General features: G+C 47.8%; 10 protein-coding genes. 1 reads left to right on the forward strand and 9 read right to left on the reverse strand.

Annotated elements, in window-relative coordinates:
• Positions 1–240 precede the first annotated feature (240 nt).
• The 9 genes from L5L94_RS00990 to malQ all read right to left on the reverse strand — a co-directional run bounded on the left by L5L94_RS00990 (position 241) and on the right by malQ (position 17671).
• Entirely contained in the window at positions 241–1659 is a 1419-nt protein-coding gene (locus L5L94_RS00990; protein ID WP_263160755.1) for a DEAD/DEAH box helicase, read from the reverse strand.
• A 129-nt stretch (positions 1660–1788) separates the two neighbouring features.
• Positions 1789–4836, reverse strand: coding sequence for an EAL domain-containing protein (locus tag L5L94_RS00995; protein WP_263160757.1), 3048 nt, complete (start codon positions 4834–4836; stop codon positions 1789–1791).
• Positions 4837–4964: 128 nt separating this feature from the next.
• Positions 4965–6584 carry a glycogen synthase gene (locus L5L94_RS01000; protein WP_263160759.1) on the reverse strand — a complete coding sequence of 540 codons (1620 nt, stop codon included), beginning with the start codon at positions 6582–6584 and terminating at the stop codon, positions 4965–4967.
• 103 nt (positions 6585–6687) lie between these two features.
• Complete coding sequence (gene glgC, locus L5L94_RS01005) at positions 6688–7950, reverse strand: glucose-1-phosphate adenylyltransferase (RefSeq protein ID WP_006085131.1); 1263 nt, start codon at positions 7948–7950, stop codon at positions 6688–6690.
• Positions 7943–8074, reverse strand: coding sequence for a hypothetical protein (locus L5L94_RS01010; RefSeq protein ID WP_263145093.1), 132 nt, complete (start codon positions 8072–8074; stop codon positions 7943–7945). The genes glgC and L5L94_RS01010 overlap by 8 nt, the downstream gene beginning before the upstream one ends.
• 61 nt (positions 8075–8135) lie before the next feature.
• A complete protein-coding gene (locus L5L94_RS01015; RefSeq protein ID WP_263160760.1) occupies positions 8136–10670 on the reverse strand; it encodes a glycogen/starch/alpha-glucan phosphorylase in 2535 nt (844 codons plus the stop codon).
• An 18-nt stretch (positions 10671–10688) separates the two neighbouring features.
• Positions 10689–12884 (reverse strand): glycogen debranching protein GlgX, encoded by a 2196-nt coding sequence (gene glgX, locus L5L94_RS01020; RefSeq protein WP_263160762.1) that lies wholly within the window; start codon positions 12882–12884, stop codon positions 10689–10691.
• Between the two features lies 1 nt (position 12885).
• The gene (glgB, locus tag L5L94_RS01025) at positions 12886–15117 is read right to left on the reverse strand and encodes a 1,4-alpha-glucan branching protein GlgB (protein WP_263160763.1); all 2232 of its coding nucleotides are present in this window, start codon (positions 15115–15117) and stop codon (positions 12886–12888) included.
• A 127-nt stretch (positions 15118–15244) separates the two neighbouring features.
• On the reverse strand, positions 15245–17671 hold the full coding sequence (gene malQ, locus L5L94_RS01030; RefSeq protein ID WP_263160764.1) for a 4-alpha-glucanotransferase: 2427 nt from the start codon (positions 17669–17671) through the stop codon (positions 15245–15247).
• Positions 17672–18237: 566 nt separating this feature from the next.
• On the opposite strand from malQ, the gene L5L94_RS01035 reads away from it, so the two are divergent.
• Positions 18238–18867: a peptidylprolyl isomerase gene (locus tag L5L94_RS01035; protein WP_028760712.1), complete on the forward strand. Its 630-nt coding sequence runs from the start codon at positions 18238–18240 to the stop codon at positions 18865–18867.
• The last annotated feature ends 40 nt before the right edge of the window (positions 18868–18907 follow it).

An 18907-nucleotide genomic window follows, 5' to 3' on the forward strand; every position in this document is an offset into this window, starting at 1 on the left:
AAGGAAACTCGCTCGAATAGAAAGCTTGGCGCTCGAGTGTAGAAGTATTGGCTTTGAAGCTCAACAAAAAGCGCATCGGTGAGGATGCACTTTTAGAATAGCGACAGGCTATGTAGCAAAATATGCAACTGACTATTCAACAGTCAAATCAACAAACTAGGCAACCGTTAAACGGCTAAACTAATAGGCACTTTGCACTTATTAGCCTTGATTGTTGGGCTTAGCTTATTTTGACTTAGCTTATTTTGACTTATTGGTGCGAGAGCCAAAACCTGACTTATTGCTCACCAAATTCGACTTAGGTTTAGTTGCATTAAACGGCTTACCTGAGCCAGAAGCTGGCTTAGCACGGCTAGAGGATTTCTCTGCACCTGCTTTGCTGTCCAGCGCTTTACCTTTAGCGTACTTGCCCTGACGAGACTGACCAATAGTGCGATCCTGCGGCGCCTTATGGCTCCACTTTCCAATCGGCTTAATCGGTGCCGCGGGCGCATCACGGTAACGGGCAGGCAAAGGCGTGCCTTCTTCATAACCAGATTGTACCGACACGGGCAGTTTTTGCTCAATCAAAGCTTCAATTTCAGCGAGCATTTCATCGTCAGAAGGTGACACGAACGAAATCGCGCGACCGGTTAATCCAGCACGGCCTGTACGGCCAATGCGATGGATATAATCTTCGGCAAGGAAAGGCAATTCAAGGTTGATCACCATAGGCAAGGCTTGAATGTCTAACCCACGTGCAGCCACATCGGTCGCCACCAGCACCCGCAATTTACCAGCTTTAAACTCTTCCAACACCCGATTACGGGCGCCTTGTGTTTTATCGCCGTGGAATACACCTGCGGCTATGCCATCCAGCTTTAATTCTTGTAATAAATGCTCGGCGCTTTCTTTCGTGCTGGCAAACACCAGCACTTGGCGCCAATTGTTGCGGCCAACGAGTTCTGACAACAGCTCGGCTTTACGACGTTTATCAACGCGATAGACTTCCTGCACAACTGTGGATGCGGTAGTCGTGTCAGCAACATTCACCCACTGAGGTTCATTCAGCATTTTCTCGGCGAGTTGTTTGACGGCATCGCTATAGGTCGCTGAAAACAACATGGTTTGATGCTGCGGCGCAATTAAGCGTTTCACTTTTTCAATGTCGCGCACAAAACCCATGTCTAGCATACGGTCGGCTTCGTCGATCACTAATGTGGTAACGCTCGACAAATCTAACTGGAATTGGCCAATAATGTCGAATAAACGACCAGGAGTTGCCACCAAAATATCAACGCCCTGCTCTACCCCTTTACGCTGGGGATTCATGTTGGCGCCACCGTAAACAGCTAAGGTTTTCAGTGGTAGGAACTGGCTGTATTTTTGGATATTTTCGCAGACTTGAATCGCAAGTTCGCGGGTTGGCGTCATCACCAACGCGCGTAAAATCGGTTTATCATTGCTGTCGCTTGTTAAAGAATCAGCCGCCAACTTTTCAAGTACAGGCAGAGCAAAGGAAGCCGTCTTACCTGTACCCGTTTGGGCGCAGGCCATAATGTCTTTGCCTTCAAAGGCAAGCGGGATCACTTTCTCTTGCACTTGAGTGAGTTGCTGATAGCCACACTCAGTTATCGCATTCAAAATAGGAGAAGATAAACCGAGTGTTTCAAATTTCATAGGGACTCTTTAGCTAAGTAGTAAAACTTTGATGCGAGGTGATACTCAATGCCCCAACGCGGGGCCGCGGAGTCTAGCAAAATCCGCGGCGTTTTTATAGGCAATTATCGCCACTAAGTTAATATCTCCTCAGACATGGGAGACTAAAAGCGGATCCAGTAAGTATTTTTGGCTAAATTCACCCGAAGGCACAGGTCTTGAGAACAAGTAACCTTGGCCGTAGTCACAACCTGCTGCCAACAACACTTGGCGCTGCGCCTCGGTTTCGACACCTTCGGCAATCACCTTCATTCCCAATTTGTGGGCCATTACTATTATCGCCTCACAGAGAATTTGATCGTTTGAATCGGTATCAATATGGCGGGTAAAAGATTGATCAATTTTAAGATAATCAATGTCAAACTTTTTCAAATAGGCGAGTGACGAGTAGCCGGTACCAAAATCGTCCAGCGACACTTGCACGCCCGCATCACGGTAGGCCAGTAGTTTTTCGGTCACCCCCATACTGGCATCCAATAACAAGCCTTCGGTAATTTCAACGCACACGCCCGCGCCTGTAATATTAAGATCTTGCAATAACTTCAACCAATCATTGAGCAGCGTGCCTTCATCACGAAATTGGATTGGGGATTTATTGACGCTGATTTGGATTTCAACCCCTAATTCATGACGCCACGCCGCACTCTGGCGAGCGGCTTGCTCGAACACCCAATTGCCGATTTCAACAATCAAGCCAGTGTCTTCCGCAACAGGAATAAACTCAGCAGGCGACACAGCACCACGCTCTGCATGATGCCAGCGGATCAAGGCTTCAGCCTTGGTCACTTCACCCGTTGCTAAGGCAACAATCGGCTGATAATGCAGTTCAAATTCTTTATTCACGACCGCTTGACGTAAGTCTTGGATCAAGCGCATGCGGTATTTGGCGTATTCCTGCATCGATGGGGTGAAATAGTTGAAGCGATTACGCCCTTGATCTTTCGCCGCATACATAGCCTGATCCGCATGCTTGAGAAGCCCTTCAATACTGGTCGAATCATCGGGATATAAAGTAATCCCAATACTGACGCTGATATAAGCGGTTTCTTCCCCTAACACATAGGGTTCGGCAATTCGTCGCAAAATATTCTCGGCGACGCGCTCAATCCCCTTATGGTCTTCCATCGAACTTAACACCACAGTAAATTCATCGCCGCCAAGACGCGCCACGACGTCGGCATCACGCACACAGGATTTCAAACGACTCGCGGTTTCTATCAACAGTAAATCGCCCATGGCATGGCCTAAGGTGTCATTCACTTCTTTAAAGAAATCTAAGTCCAAGAACAATAAAGCAAAGTGGTTGCGATTGCGGTCGGCATTTTTCACTTCGCTGCTTAAATACTCCAACAACATGCGCCGATTGGGCAACCCCGTCAGCGTATCGTAGTTGGCTTGTTTCCAAATCAGATGCTCATTTTGCTTCTTATCGGTAATGTCTGAGAACAGGGCAACACGTCGATAGGGATGGCCTTCTTTGTCATTAATGGTATTGATGGTTAACCAGATGACATATTCTTCGCCATTTTTGCGCCGCTGCCACATTTCCCCCTGCCATTGGCCTTTCTCGCGGATATCATTATTCATTTTGGTGTAAAAATCGCGGCCATTGAGGTCACAATAAAGCAGCCGAATATGTTGGTCCCGCACTTCAAATTCGCGATAACCCGTCATCACACTAAAGGCGGCATTGACGGTAATAATCACGCCCTTTTCATCGAGGACACTCATGGCTTCAGAGCTGTTATCGTAAACCAGTGCCGACAACTTTAAGGATTCTTCGATAAGTTTTGCGTCGGTAATATCGGTATAGGTTCCACACATACGCAGAGCATTGTTGTTTGCATCTCTGCTCACGACTTTACCTGTATCAAGGATCCACCGCACCTTACGGTTTACGGTATTTAAGCGGTACTCCATCTTATGTTGCGCCGTTTCGCCACGAATATGGGCCTCAATCGAATGCAGCACTTTAGGCCTGTCTTCGGCGACTATCGCATCCATCCATTGGCGACTATTAGCGTTGAGCATATCAACATCGCAGCCAAGAATATCGGCACTGCGGGCATTACGTTCAATGCGGTCATTGCGAATATCCCAATCCCACACTCCAAGATCGCTACTGCTTAACACCAGTTCGAGTTGTTCTCGGCTAGCGAGCACCTCTTGGTCGGCAATGGCCTGTGAGGTGATATCTAAATATCCAGCAATAACAAGCAACACGGCATTATTACCACCGCGCTTACAGGCGACTGTCATATGGGTGTAAACCACGCTACCGTCCTTAACGATAAAACGTTTATCCATCTCGTAATTATCGATATCCCCCCGCAGCATAAGCTCAAATTTCAGGGCATCCGCTTCTAAATCATCGGGATGGGTAATTTGTGCCCACGTCATCCGTAGCAATTCAGCTTCTGAATACTTGAGCATTTGACATAACCGTGGATTCACCTTTATCCACTTTTGATCTATCCCCGTTATTGCAATACCAATATTGCCCGCGTTGAATTGGCTCCGAAAAAGGAAATCATCCTGCAGACGAATTTGTTCATCACGCTCTAATTCAAAACGTCGCGATAACAAGCGGCTCAATAGCCAAGTCGCAATTGGGAAAATGGTCAATACTGGGAGGGTCACTTTGGCGAGCAATGGCATTGCTATGCCATCGGGTAGAAATAAGAACCACAACAACATCACGATATGAACGGTATAGGCAAAGAGAAAAATCTCTCCACCTGAAATATTGGCTAACAGAGACTTACGATATTGACGCCAGATCACCCCGATTAACCCGGATGACACTATCACGCCGACGCCAATCCATATACCAGCGCCACCGATACTGATGCGATACAGCGCCGTCATCACGACAGCAACTAAGGTCGGTAAACCACCGAAAAATAGACCAGAAATACAGAGAATAACCGAACGGGTATCAAAGAAAACGCCAGGCAAATATACCCAAGGCGTACTCATAATAGTGATACCAATACCACCGATGAGCATCCCAATAATGATGCGCCACAGTAAAAAATACTGCCGCTGGTGTTTTTTAGGGATCACGTCGTACAAAAATACCAACGCCAGCAATAAAGCCGCATTTTGTACTAACGGAAAGAGAATACCTTTATCCATAACTCAGAGAGCGACTCCAAAAATGAGGGGGCTTGATACCATTTTAACATTCCCCCACAAGTGTAGCAGAATCACTTAGAAATCATGCGTTAATTCCCTTTGCCGCATCACACTTTGGACTTACCACATTACATTTTGCAATAGAGTTGTTGACGATATTGCTCTGCAATAGAATGCCAGTCAAAACGCTGTGCCATGGCCGCAGCACGCACTTGTGGCCATGTTTTTCCCTCGAAACAAGCAATGGCTTGCACCAACCTTTGCAAAAACGCTTCGGCTTGCTCATTTAAGCTATTGCCGTTAAAAGCAAAACCATTAACGCCATCCTCAACGGTATCCTTTAAACCGCCTACACTATGCACTAAACATGGCTGTCCCGCGCGCATAGCCAACATTTGACTGATGCCACAGGGCTCAAAGGAACTTGGCATCAAAAATAGATCGCCATGCTGATACAGCGCTTCGGATAACGCCTCGTTGTATCCCTGCAAAAATAATAGGTTATCGTATTTAGCCCCTAACGCTTGGAAAGACTTAGCAATCGATGCGTCGCCACTGCCGAGTAAAATCAGCAGCGCCGTCGGTTTTGTCTGCTTCAATGCTTTAAGTAAGGTCTCAAGCACAGATAAACCCGAGGGCAATTGATGGCGCAGCAGTAAGACTTTTTGATCGGTCAAGCGGCCCACCGAAGTCAATAGCAGACTCGGTACTTGCTCCGCCATCGCTTGACGCCAATGGGCTTGAATGCGGGCAAAAGCAATCATGTCCACGCAGCTCACTTGCGCTTGATGTCCCTGCCATTGCACTAACGCAGTCTCAATCGCACTGAGCAATTGCTTGAACTCGGGTACTTGAATACGCGCAGGTGGCTTAGCGGGTAAATCCGATACTGACGAATATACACAGCCATTTAAAATCCCCACCACTTTGTCATCATTGGCCTTGGCCTGTAAGTCTTGCTCTAACCCTTCACCACCAAAAAATCCCGCTTCAGGTTTGGACGGCTGCAACACTTCCTTGGCATAACTGGGTGAGACTAAATGCACTTTGTCGCTCAGCACTATGCCCATGCGCATAGGGTTAACACAGTAGGGATAACGGGGATCGGTGATCAGCTGTTTTTGCCCCTGCGTCAAAGTGGCAAACAGCTCGGGAAACCAAGCAGCAAAAGAGGATGAATCTTGGCTTAAGGGACGTATCCCCTGCAGCGCAAGATTGTGGATAGAGAACACACACTCAATGTCTTTGAGAGCACTGAACTCAGGCACGAATGCTCTTAACATGGCTAAGCAGCCCGCATGCCAGTCATGTAAATGCAGCACAGTCGGCATAGGCACTCGGCCAGTAACTAATGCTGTCGCGACGCTCGCGCAAAGGAAAGCAAACTTAGTCGCATCGTCGGAGAAAGGACGCTCGGCACTGCCTTGGCTATAAATCTGCCCAGGTACGGATTGCCATAATGCATGTTCGAGCAGATAAATCATCGCCTCTGGCACATGGGGATGGGGCATGGAGAACACATGCACTCGCTCCAAGCGACCACCAAAGGCCACAGTTAACTCACCCAGATCTTGGGGTTGATTCGCTACCGCAGTTAAAAAGCCATAGCTTGGCATGATCACATCGGCGCACAAATCAACACCCGCCAGAGCGGCGGGTAAATCACGGATGACATCCGCCATACCGCCAACCTTGGCGCCCGCAAGGGCACCGTTTTCAGCCGCGACCATCAAAATGCGTTGTTTCAATTAATTGGATACTCCCGCTACTTCAACTGTGCAGCTTTTATTCAGCTGCCTATACCTAAGCCATTTTTACTTTAATGATCAATTTACTTTAATGATCAAAGCACTATTCATAGCCTACAGGCAAACCTAGCATGTCACGGGTCACTAAAGTCACGCCTTTTTCGGACACCCTAAAGCCTTTAGCTCTGTCGTGATCATGGTTATAACCTATTACCATGCCTTCGGGAATAATGCAGCCACGGTCAAGTATCGCATTCTTGATTTTGCAATGGCGCAGCACGACTACATCGGGTAGCACTACTGAATCTTCAACCAATGAATAAGAACAAACGCGTACTTCGTTAAACAATACGCTACGGCGCACTGTCGCCCCCGAAATAATACAACCGCCCGAAACAATCGAGTCCAACGCCATACCGCGTCTGTCATCGTCATCAAACACAAATTTAGCCGGAGGCAATTGTTCTTGGAAAGTCCAAATTGGCCATTTCGCATCGTACAAATTCAGTGCTGGCGTAGGCGATAACAGTTCCATATTCGCTTGCCAGAAAGAGTCTAGCGTACCCACATCGCGCCAATAGGCTTGCTCGTTCGGGAAAGCGCTCTTAAAGGGATAGGCGAACACATTATGTTTTTCGATGATCGCAGGAATAATATCCTTACCAAAATCGCGATCTGAGCTTTCGTTTAAGGCATCTTTCTTGAGCTGGTCAAACAAAAACTCTGTGTTAAACACATAGTTGCCCATAGATGCTAAACACATTTCAGGATTACCCGGAGAATGCTTAGGTTGCAGCGGCTTTTCTTCAAAGCCTAAAATGCGCATCTCTTCATCGACTTCCATCACCCCAAACGAACCCGCTGCTTCGGCAATCGGCACTTCAAGGCAAGAGACTGTCATATCTGCACCCGACTCGGCATGGGCGGCTAATAACCCAGCATAATCCATGCGATACACGTGATCGCCAGACAACACCATCACGTATTTAGGCAGCTCGTGGCGAATGATATCGATATTTTGAAATACCGCATCGGCCGTGCCTTGGTACCAGTTTTCCGAATAGCGTTGTGAAGCGGGTAAAATCTCCACCGACTCGCCCAGCTCCTTCTTAAAATGGCCCCAACCGCGCATCACATGGCGGATCAAAGAATGCGACTTGTACTGTGTGACCACACCCACGCGGCGAATACCTGAGTTGATGCAGTTAGACAGCGGGAAATCGATAATACGAAACTTACCACCGAAATACAGTGCAGGTTTAGCACGCCAATCCGTGAGTTCATGCAAGCGAGACCCGCGCCCACCAGCTAAAATCAACGCATAGGTTTCACGAGTTAAATTACTGATATAACGAACATTAGACATAGGCTCTTACTCCGAAATCGGCAAACTGATTGCCCATAAATGGCTTATCGATACGGCAGACACTGCCGTACTCCCCTGAGTATTTCTCACTTGCATTCCCCATTCCTTCCATTGATTGCTGCATTCCTTTCAAACACTTATACTCATCCGCTATAACAAGAGACTTATAACCAAGAGCCCTACCCTTACAGTTTCCAAATTTCATCGCGATAACCTGCGATCGTCACATCACTCGAAAAACGTCCACTGGCGGCGGTATTGCGAATACTCATCTGCGTCCACACCTGCGGATCTTTATAGGCTCGCGCCACGGCTTCTTGCACGACTCGGTAACTGTCAAAGTCGGCGGCCGTCATCCATTGATCATCGCTACTTTCGATGGCGGTAATAATAGGATCGAAAATCCCCGGCTCCAGCAGATTGAAGTGACCACTTTTGAGTAACTTCATCACCTCAGATAACGCCAGTGAATCGTCAATAATGCTGCGCGGATGATAGTGGTTACGTACCTGCGAGACCTGCTCCGCATTGAGTCCGAACAGGAAGAAGTTCTCTGAGCCCACTTCCTCTAACATCTCGATATTGGCGCCATCCATAGTGCCGATGGTTAGGGCGCCGTTCATCATGAACTTCATATTGCCCGTGCCCGATGCCTCTTTGCCCGCGGTTGAAATTTGCTCGGACAAGTCAGTCCCTGGGCAGATTTTTTCCATGGCGCTGACGTTGTAGTTTGGTAAGAAAGCAAAGCGTAGGTAAGGCGTCACCATAGGATCGGAATTGACCATATGAGCAACATTGCTGGCGAGCTTGATGATCAACTTAGCCATAAAGTAACCGGGCGCCGCTTTACCGCCGATCAATACACAACGTGGCACCATGTTTTCGGTGTGGCCTTGCTGGATCTGATGATAGAGATGAATCACATGCAATATGTTGAGTAACTGACGTTTATATTCGTGAATACGCTTCACTTGCACGTCAAACAGCATAGCCGGATCGAACTCAACCCCACATTCCTTAACAATCATCTTAGCCAGCAAAGCCTTGTTGGCTTGCTTCACATCACGCCATTTTTGGATAAACGCATTGTCCTGTGTGAGGGCATTGAGCGCCGTTAACTGGCTTAAGTCTGTCACCCATTCTTGACCTAAATGGGCGGTCAGTAACTTAGCTAAGGCAGGGTTACAATGGGCAAGCCAACGCCTTGGGGTCACGCCATTGGTGCGGTTATTAAACTTATGCGGCCACAACTCATAGAAATCCTTAAACAACCCAGATTTGAGTAGTTGCGTGTGTAAACCCGCGACACCGTTGACTGAGAAACTCGCCACAATCGCCAAATACGCCATACGCACATGGGGATGTGGACCATCTTGAATAATTGACATACTCGCCAATTTCTCACTATTTCCTGGCCAATGGTGGGCGACTATATCTAAGTAACGGGCGTTGATTTCATAAATAATTTCTAAGATGCGTGGCAACATTTGCGCCATCATACGCACGGGCCAACGCTCTAATGCTTCAGGCAACAGGGTATGGTTAGTGTAAGCCATGGTCTGACTGGTAATCGCCCACGCACTGTCCCATTCCAAACCGTATTCGTCGATCAATAACCGCATCAACTCAGGCACGGCAATGCTAGGGTGAGTGTCATTCAACTGCATGACATTTTTAGCGGCAAACTGCGTAAAATCATGACCATGACGACTCACCCAACGTTTGAGTAAATCCTGCAAGCTAGCGGAGGATAAAAAGTATTGCTGACGTAATCGCAGCTCTTTGCCGTTCTCGCTCGCATCATTTGGATAGAGCACCATAGTGATCTGCTCGGCCAAGTTTTTACGGGCCACCGCTTCCGTGTAGTCGCCTTGGTTAAACTCAGCTAAATCAAAATCATCGGTGGCTTCAGCCTTCCACAATCTCAGGGTATTTACCCGCCCATTGCGATAACCGGGAACTGGCATGTCATAGGCGACGGCGAGCACATCTTGGGTTTCAACCCAAATAATGTGCCTACGGCCTTGTTTATCGACATAGGATTCGGTATGACCAAAAAATGGCACTATTACGTTGTGGGTAGGGACACGCACTTCCCACGGATTACCTTCGCGCAACCAACGGTCAGGGCGTTCAACTTGGTAACCGTCGACTATCTTCTGGGCGAACATGCCATATTCGTAACGTATGCCATAGCCTGTCACTGATAAGTCCATGCTGGCGCAGCTATCGAGGAAACACGCGGCTAATCGACCTAGGCCGCCGTTGCCTAAACCAGCATCATGTTCGGCCTCTTCTAACTCTTCTAGCGATACGGCATAGTTGCTCAAGGCATCACGGCTATCTTGTTGCAAATCTAAACTCAGTAGTGCATTACCTAGTGCTCGGCCCATCAAAAATTCGAGGGATAAATACGCCACTTGCTTGCGCTTAAAATGGCTGTCATCCACTCGAGTCTGACGCCAATTATCTAGCATCTGTTCTTTCACGCTGTAAGCTAACGCTTGAAATAATTCGCAGCTCACGCCTTCGCCACGGCTGAGTCCATAACGTAAATGGCGCTCAAAAGAAGCGGGCAAAGCATCGCAGGGTTCACAGGGCTCAGCGGCTTTAGACTTAGTCTGACGCTTAGCGGGAGCCTTCTTGCTCGCGGCTTTTGACTGAGCTAGTGTTACTGGTTTTTCGCTGGTATTGGGGCTCAGCTCGCTTTTGTCACTCATAGTTAATTCCTTCATTTCCTATAAAATCAAATCAGCATGAAAAAGCATGAGACTACGATCTTGCAGTAAGTATCGCGTCGCAGAGATCTGAACATCCAGCAGCTCAGTTTGGGTATGAATAAGGCATTGCCACGGACTCAAGTGCTCGAAAGTCGGCAGGGTAAAAGCGAGAGGGTTGTCGTCGGCATTAACCATCAACAGTAAAGCTTGCTGCTTGCCTTGATCTTCTAAATCACCGGAAAGCACCACAGACAAACTGCGGCACATAGATTCGGTCCACAAGCTCTTGGTCATTTGTTCACCTTGGCGACTAAACCAATCTAATCGAGTACCAATATCGGCTAAGGATTCAGCCAATAACTGTTCGTGAATGAAGCGCTTAGCACATAACAGCGGGAAACGTTTCCGCAGGGCAATAAGCTGCTGAGTAAAGGCCAACAACTCAGTGTCCATGCCCTTTGCCGACCAATCAAACCAGTTCAGTTCATTGTCTTGGCAATAGGCATTATTGTTGCCTTGCTGAGTGCGGCCTGTCTCATCACCGCTCAACAACATAGGCACACCTTGAGATAAAAATAGCGTAGTCAATAAGTTACGTTGTTGACGACTGCGAAGTTCTAGAATTGAGCTATCTTCGGTTTCCCCTTCAATCCCATAATGATGGCTGAAGTTTTCTTGGTGACCATCGCGGTTATCCTCCCCATTTGCCAAGTTATGGCGCTGGGTATAACTCACTAAGTCTTTAAGAGTAAAACCGTCGTGACTGGTTAAAAAATTAAGACTGGTCGCAGGTGGACGGCCACTGTGCTCAAAAAAATCCCCCGAGCCGTGAAAACGCCGAGCAAATTCGGGCAACATGCTGTGATCGCCGCGCCAAAAGCGGCGCATAGTGTCTCTATATCTGTCATTCCATTCGCTAAAAGCCACGGGAAAATTGCCCAATTGATAACCACCGGGGCCAATATCCCAAGGCTCAGCAATCAATTTCACTCGGCACAAAACAGGGTCTTGCAACAGCGCATCGAAGAAACCTGAGCCGGGATCAAAACCATAAGCCTCGCGACCTAAGCAAGCCGCCAAGTCGAAGCGAAACCCATCGACGCCCATGATTTCTACCCAGTAACGCAGCGAATCCAGCACTAGCTGTAACATGCGTGGATGATTGATATTTAAGGTGTTTCCACAACCCGTATCATTAATATAAAAACGCTTATCGTTAGGATGCAGGCGGTAATAACTGAGATTATCTATGCCACGAAAACTAAAGGTCGGCCCAAGTCGACTCCCCTCGGCGCTGTGGTTATAGACCACATCGAGGATCACTTCGATACCTGCGCCGTGAAGTGCATCCACCATGGCCCGAAACTCACCAATATCGTCGGATGACAGATAACTCGGCTCAGGGGCAAAAAAGCCGATACTGTTGTAACCCCAATAGTTAGTGAGCTTTTTCTCGAGCAAAAAGGGCTCAGTGAAAAAGGCCTGTACAGGAAGTAACTCGACACACGTCACCCCAAGTTCGGCCAAATAATCGATAGCAGGCTGAGTCGCTAAGCCCGCAAAGGTGGCACGTTTATGGGGTTCAATCTCAGGATGCACCGCCGTAAAGCCTTTAACGTGCATCTCATAAATGATACTGCGCTCTAGAGGTTTGGGCTGAAACCTAGTCGCAAGGGGCTGAATCGACTGCTTGGCAGCTATCTCGATTAATGGACGAATGTCCACGACCTTGCATTTTGGCACATAGGCAGCGTTATCTAACTTGCTGAAAGATAAGTCTTCATCCATGTGGTTCAGCTCGTAACCATAGTTAGACTCATGGTCGCGATATTCACCGACAAGCTGGCGCGCATAGGGGTCGAGCAATAATTTATTGGGGTTAAATCTGTGACCAAGCTGAGGCTCATAGGAGCCATAAACGCGATAACCGTAGAGTTGCCCCGCCTTAAGCCCTTGCACAAACACATGCCAGATTTGCTGGGTTTGTTCAGTTAACGCAATACGCGCGACTTCTTGCTCGCCATTGTCATCAAATAAACATAACTCGACCGCTGTGGCGTTAGCTGAAAATAACGCAAAGTTAACGCCATCGCCCTCAACATTAGCACCGAGCGGAAAAGGCTCACCTACCCCTAACGCCCATTTTTCGCTTTGAAATGGGTGGTTTTTAGCGTCAGGGTTGAGCTTAATATCATCAGCCGTGGGCTTTTGCATGCTAGTTAGCCTCAGCCAATCCAGTTGCAGGCCCTATCACTAGGCAGCCCAAGGGCGGCACAGTGATCAGCGCGCTCTGCGCCATTCCTTGCCACGGCAGCGACTCAGCAACCACAGTGCCCGCATTACCTTGATTACTGCCACCATAAATCTGGCTATCGCTATTAAGATATTCGCGGTAATCCCCCGCCAAAGGCAAACCAATACGGAACCCAGTGTGTAATTGGGGCGTCATGTTGATGACAAACACTAACGGCGCATCACCCGCTAACCCGTAACGCACAAAGGTAAAGATGCTGTCGCGGCTATTCTCACAATCTAGCCAACTAAATCCTGCGCCCTCGTAATCCTGAACCGATAAGGCTGGCATTTTTTGATATAACTGATTGAGATCTTTAAGCCAACGCTGGACGCCTTGGTGCGGCTTGTAAGCCAATAAGTGCCAATCTAAACTCTGGTTATGGTTCCACTCATTTCGCTGACCAAACTCGCAGCCCATAAAGAGTAATTTCTTACCTGGATGCCCCCACATAAAACCGTAATAGGCACGCAGAGTTGCAAATTTCTGCCAATCATCACCGGGAATTTTATGCAGCAACGAACCCTTGCCGTGGACCACTTCATCGTGACTCACGGACAACATAAATTGCTCGGTATAGGCGTACATTAAACTGAAGGTCAATTGATGATGGTGGAACTGGCGGTAAAGCGGGTCACGGCCTAAGTAGCTTAAGCTGTCGTTCATCCATCCCATATTCCACTTAAAACCAAAGCCAAGACCTTGCTGATCCGTCGGCTTAGTCACCCCCGCAAAAGCGGTGGACTCTTCGGCAATCATGCAAATGCCGGGGAAAGCTTGGTACAAGCGTTGATTCAAAATTTGTAAGAAACTGATAGCCTCGAGATTCTCCCGTCCACCATAGGCATTAGGCAGCCATTGGCCCGGCTCGCGGCTGTAATCGAGATACAACATAGAAGACACGGCATCGAGACGCAGGCCATCAAAGTGAAATTCCCGCAGCCAGTAACAAGCATTACTCAACAAGAAGCTGCGCACTTCACCGCGATCATAGTTATAAATTAGGGTATCCCAATCGGGATGTGTACCCTTGCGAGGATCTTCATGCTCATACAGACAAGTGCCATCAAAACGCACTAAGCCGTGGGGATCCTTAGGAAAATGCGCCGACACCCAATCGAGGATAATACCAATCCCCGCCTGATGGCAGGCATTCACAAAGGCCTTTAACCCATTGGCATCGCCAAATCTGTGGGTCGGCGCATAGAGACCCACTGGCTGATATCCCCACGAACCATCAAAGGGAAACTCGCTGATCGGCATCAGTTCGATGTGGGTAAAGCCTTGCTCCTTCACATAGGGAATAAGCTGTTCAATCAAGTCGTAATAATCAAGATATTGCTCGCCTTGCTCTCCCTTACGACGCCACGAACCTAAGTGCACTTCGTAGGCCGACATGGGCGCTTTATGCCAAGCAGTCGCCGCTCGCTTACTCATCCAAGCGGTATCATTCCAGCTATGGTGGGCTTTTTTGGGCACGATAGAAGCATTGTGGGGCGCGCATTCCATTTGGGTTGCCATGGGATCGGATTTAGTATGGCGCTCACCATTTTGATAAACCAAATCAAACTTATAGTGTGCACCTTCAGCCACATTGGGTAAAAATAGCTCCCATAAACCATTGGCAATATGTTGGCGCATCACATGGCGAGTATCGTCCCAATGGTTAAAATCTCCCACCACAGAAACCCGCTTAGCATTGGGTGCCCACACACAAAAATGCACACCTTCAACGCCTTGGGTTTGACGCCAGTTGGCACCTAAAAATTCATAGGCTCGCTCGGCGCTGCCTTCACCAAACAGGTAAATATCGTCACTATTGAGCAGGGAATCAAACTGATAAGGGTCGACTATATCTAACTGACACAGGGGATATTCCACCCGTAGCAAGTAGAGAAACGGCTTGACGCGTCGTCCCAGAGTGCCGGCGAACAGTCCCTGCTCGTTGACCTTGTCCAGACTCGCCACTTTGCGGCCATCTTTAATGCTGATCACATCCACACTGAGGGCATTGCGAAAAAAACAACGAACAATTAATGCCTTACCCTCGTTGGCACTGTGCATACCCAAGAGCGAAAAAACATCAGTGTATTGACCATTAAGTAGGGCGACGTCGGCACCATCGTAGAAATAGGCATTGGCTTGAGTCATCATTTTTCTTCCGTTTATCAGTCAATTAAACTTGCAAATTGGCACTCTTTACCCACATCCCCCTAATAATCTCATCTTTAGGGATGGCATAATGTGGTGCGACTTAGGCAGCCTTTCGCTGGTGCTAGATTTAGCTCGGTAGCTGTCTCGCCACAGCGATATTTTGTAATCGCTGCAGTATCTCTGGCGAAATCGATACTTGCGTTAAATTCAGCGGCAGGCGACGCTGCCAATTTGGATATTCGAGCCAAGTACCGGGAATATTCACCGCATGGCGATCGGCTAATAAATCGCACAGTTGCACGCTGTATAGCGCACTATTACCGCGAGCTCCTAAGGTCATCCAAGCCGTGAGCAAGGTTTGAATATCGAGTTCGGCTATCGCCACATCGGCTAACAGACCTTGAGCGACTAACAGTGAAATGAGTTGCTGCTTTTCATGTTCACGCCCCGCGAGCGCCTCGCCTAGCTGGTCGTCAGTTTCAAACAGGGATAACTGTCGACGCAGGTGTAAATCACTGCCACACCACCAAGCCACTAAAGTCGGCACATCGTGGTTCGCCAGCATCATTAAGCTTTGGGACTTATATTGATCCGGTGATTTAAAGCCTTGATGGTCTTTGCAGAAATAGAACAACTCGTTGGAATAAATGCCAGAAGAGTAGAGACGATGAATAATGTCAGGTGGCACCAGTCCTAAATCTTCGCCAATCACCACACAGCGAGCACGTTGGCTCTCAAGGCAAACGATGGCAAGCAAGGTTTCGACGGGATAATACACATAGGCACCGTGACCGAGTTGCTTATCCAGCGGCCACCACCAGAGTCGCAGTAAGCCCATCACATGATCGATACGCAAGGCACCACAGCTTTCCATATTGGCGCGGATCAAGGCGATAAAATGGCTGAAATTATGTTGTTTTAACTTCACAGGATCGAGTGGCGTTAAGCCCCAATTTTGTCCTTGGGGTGCAAAGGGATCGGGCGGTGCACCTATGCTGGCATTCAAACAAAACTGCTCGGCATTGGCCTGCACTTCACTGCCGTGCAGCGCTGCACCAACAGCCAAATCACGGATCAATCCCAACCCCATACCCACCTCTTTAGCTTTTAGCTGACAGAGGTGTAACTGCTTTTCAGCCACAAATTGCAGGTAAAGATAGAAACCTTCCTCTTGCACAAACGCTTTAGGACTACGTAAATATTCCGCTTGAGCAAACTCTTGTAGCGCACTGCCCTGCTCACGCACAAATTCATGGAATCTTTGCGCTCTGGGCGTGTCATTCGCCAGATGCGTGTCACAAAAAACGCGATATAACTGCTCAAAGGCACGGTATTTCAGCTCGCTCACTTTAGGATAATCGAGCCAATTATCACGATTCAGTAAGGCGATAGCCTCTACCCAAGTAGAACTTGAAAATTCAGTGGCAAGAGTTTGGTATTCAGGAACGCTTTGTAATTGAATATATAGAGGATTAAGTCTGCGGCGATCGCACGGACTATAGGGACTCGGATGCTCTGGCGCCGCGATATCGAGGGCATGCAAGGGATTGAGTTGAATGAAATCCGCGCCTTGTGCCGCCACCAGCCCGATCAGTTGTTCTAAATCACCAAAATCGCCAATGCCCCATTGGCTCTCACTGCGCAAACTGTAGAGTTGAACGCTGATCCCCCAAGGTTTATGGCGTTTACCTTGGGCGACAGCCGTGAGTACGCCTTGGTAGGCGGCCCGCGGCGCCACCATTAAGGTGCCAGAAAACAAAGTGCTGGTATCAGCTTCAGCCGTCACACAGCTCTCTAGCGCCAAGCTTGGCGCTTGTGCACTTGTCGATAGGGTATGTTTTAAGCTTAAAGCTATGCGATGAAAGCCCAAACCTAACACAGAGAAATCACTCGCATTTTTGTCGGCTACATGCGCAAATGAGTCTTGGTTTTTGATTAAGGCAGGGTTGTTAGTGAACTCTTGGCTGCTCAGGAAATAGGACGCTAAATTCACCGCCTCAGTCTCGGCGGGCATTAAGTTGTCAGGGTAAGCTTGGGTCTTGGCCTCAGCTAAATCGAGGCGTGCGAATCCCAGTTGCGTAAGATCAAGGCGATAGTGTAGATAAAGCGTTTGTTCAATGCGGTAATCGCCAATGGACTTAAGCGCCGAGAAAGGCACATCAAATACGATGGACTCACCCTGTTCGCATTCAATCGCCACACTCAGATCTGAGGTGTAGGTTTCCGGTAAACAAAGGCTTATCCAAGGTTCATCCACAAAACACCAATGGAATTCAGGTAGCACCTGAGTCCAAGGACGGGCATCCAGTAAATCAATTTGCGACGCGATCAGTGCTTCGGTCAATACCGCATCGACACAGGTCAGCCCAGCATCACTCGATAACGCTTCTGTAGCAGGAGCATCAATGGCAGTCCCTGCCACGCTGTTTTTTTCCTGTAACATACAGGTCAAGATACCTTGCCTGTCTACCTCAGAAATATGGATATTTTGGCCAAAACAATCAGTAAATTCTGCTCCAACTCCCCGCAAATACAGCAACTTTTCCAGCCCCATATTTTGTCGCCCCCGCGACCGCTCATCCATAGCTTTAGATATACAGTAACCATGCCAACGAAAAGTAACAAGAAGATGACATAAATATTTCAGAGAAATAACAAAAAACTTTTTCAAAAAATCAGTAACTTACTAGAAGCACTCAGTTAAGTTGGCGCTCAGTAGCTATCAGGATATAAAGAGTGGAATGCACTAAATTGGGGCATGCGTTCAGCAAGAGGGCAAGCATGGCTCCTCAAGCATGCAATAAGTAAAGAGCAAAGGGATAGAAATAACATGACAAGCGTAAGTCATTTTTATGTCATTGCGTTCAGACTAATACTAACAAATACGTCAGGTGACATATTAACCACAGACATCAGTGCAACACTTTGTATCAATTGCGTTTTATAACTTGAACAGCCTATCTCTCCTCTGTCAACATCTCGTTTCGCTACAGCATAGAAACATAATAACAACATTAAATTCATGGAACCTGATATGCCCTCGCATATACGCCAGTGGCTCGATCCCATGGAATGCTAAAGCAAAAACACCCCAATGATGATTGAGAATAAGGATATGAAATGAAGAAGTTATCAGGATTACTATTTGTCGGCTGCATAGCCTTGACGGGTTGTGAAGGAAGTACAGATGGTGATTTAACGCCGACGCCACCGACACCCGATCCCACTCCGCCAGCCTTAGCTGCGGATGTGTGTTATTTAATGAAAACTACGAAAGGCGATATCACACTTGCCATTGACTTAACTAACATGCCAATCACAGGTAAAAACTTTAAGCAGTATGTTGATAAGTCTTTCTATAACGGCACCTTATTCCATAGAACCATCAATAACTTTATGATCCAAGGCGGCGGTTTTACCACTGGTCTCAAAAGCAAACCGACCAGTGCCTCAATCAAGAATGAAGCCGCAGTCGGTATTAGCAACAAACGTGGCACTATTGCGATGGCAAGAGCAAATGCACCTGATACCGCTGCCTCTCAGTTCTTTATCAATGTATTAGATAATCCACATCTAGACGCGTCAGCGAGTAGTTATGGTTATGCCGTGTTTGGCAAAGTGGTTGACGGCATAGAGGTGGCAGATCAAATCAGCATAGTCCCAACAAAAAATATCGAAGGCTTCCAAGACACACCAGTACAAGAGATCCTCATCAATTCAGTAACAGAAACAAGCTGCCCTGCAGTCTGATCTAACGCTTAATCGGCTAAAAGCAAAAAAGCACTGAGAA

It is taken from the genome of Shewanella sp. SM21 (assembly GCF_025654335.1).
Classification (GTDB): Bacteria; Pseudomonadota; Gammaproteobacteria; order Enterobacterales; family Shewanellaceae; genus Shewanella; species Shewanella oncorhynchi.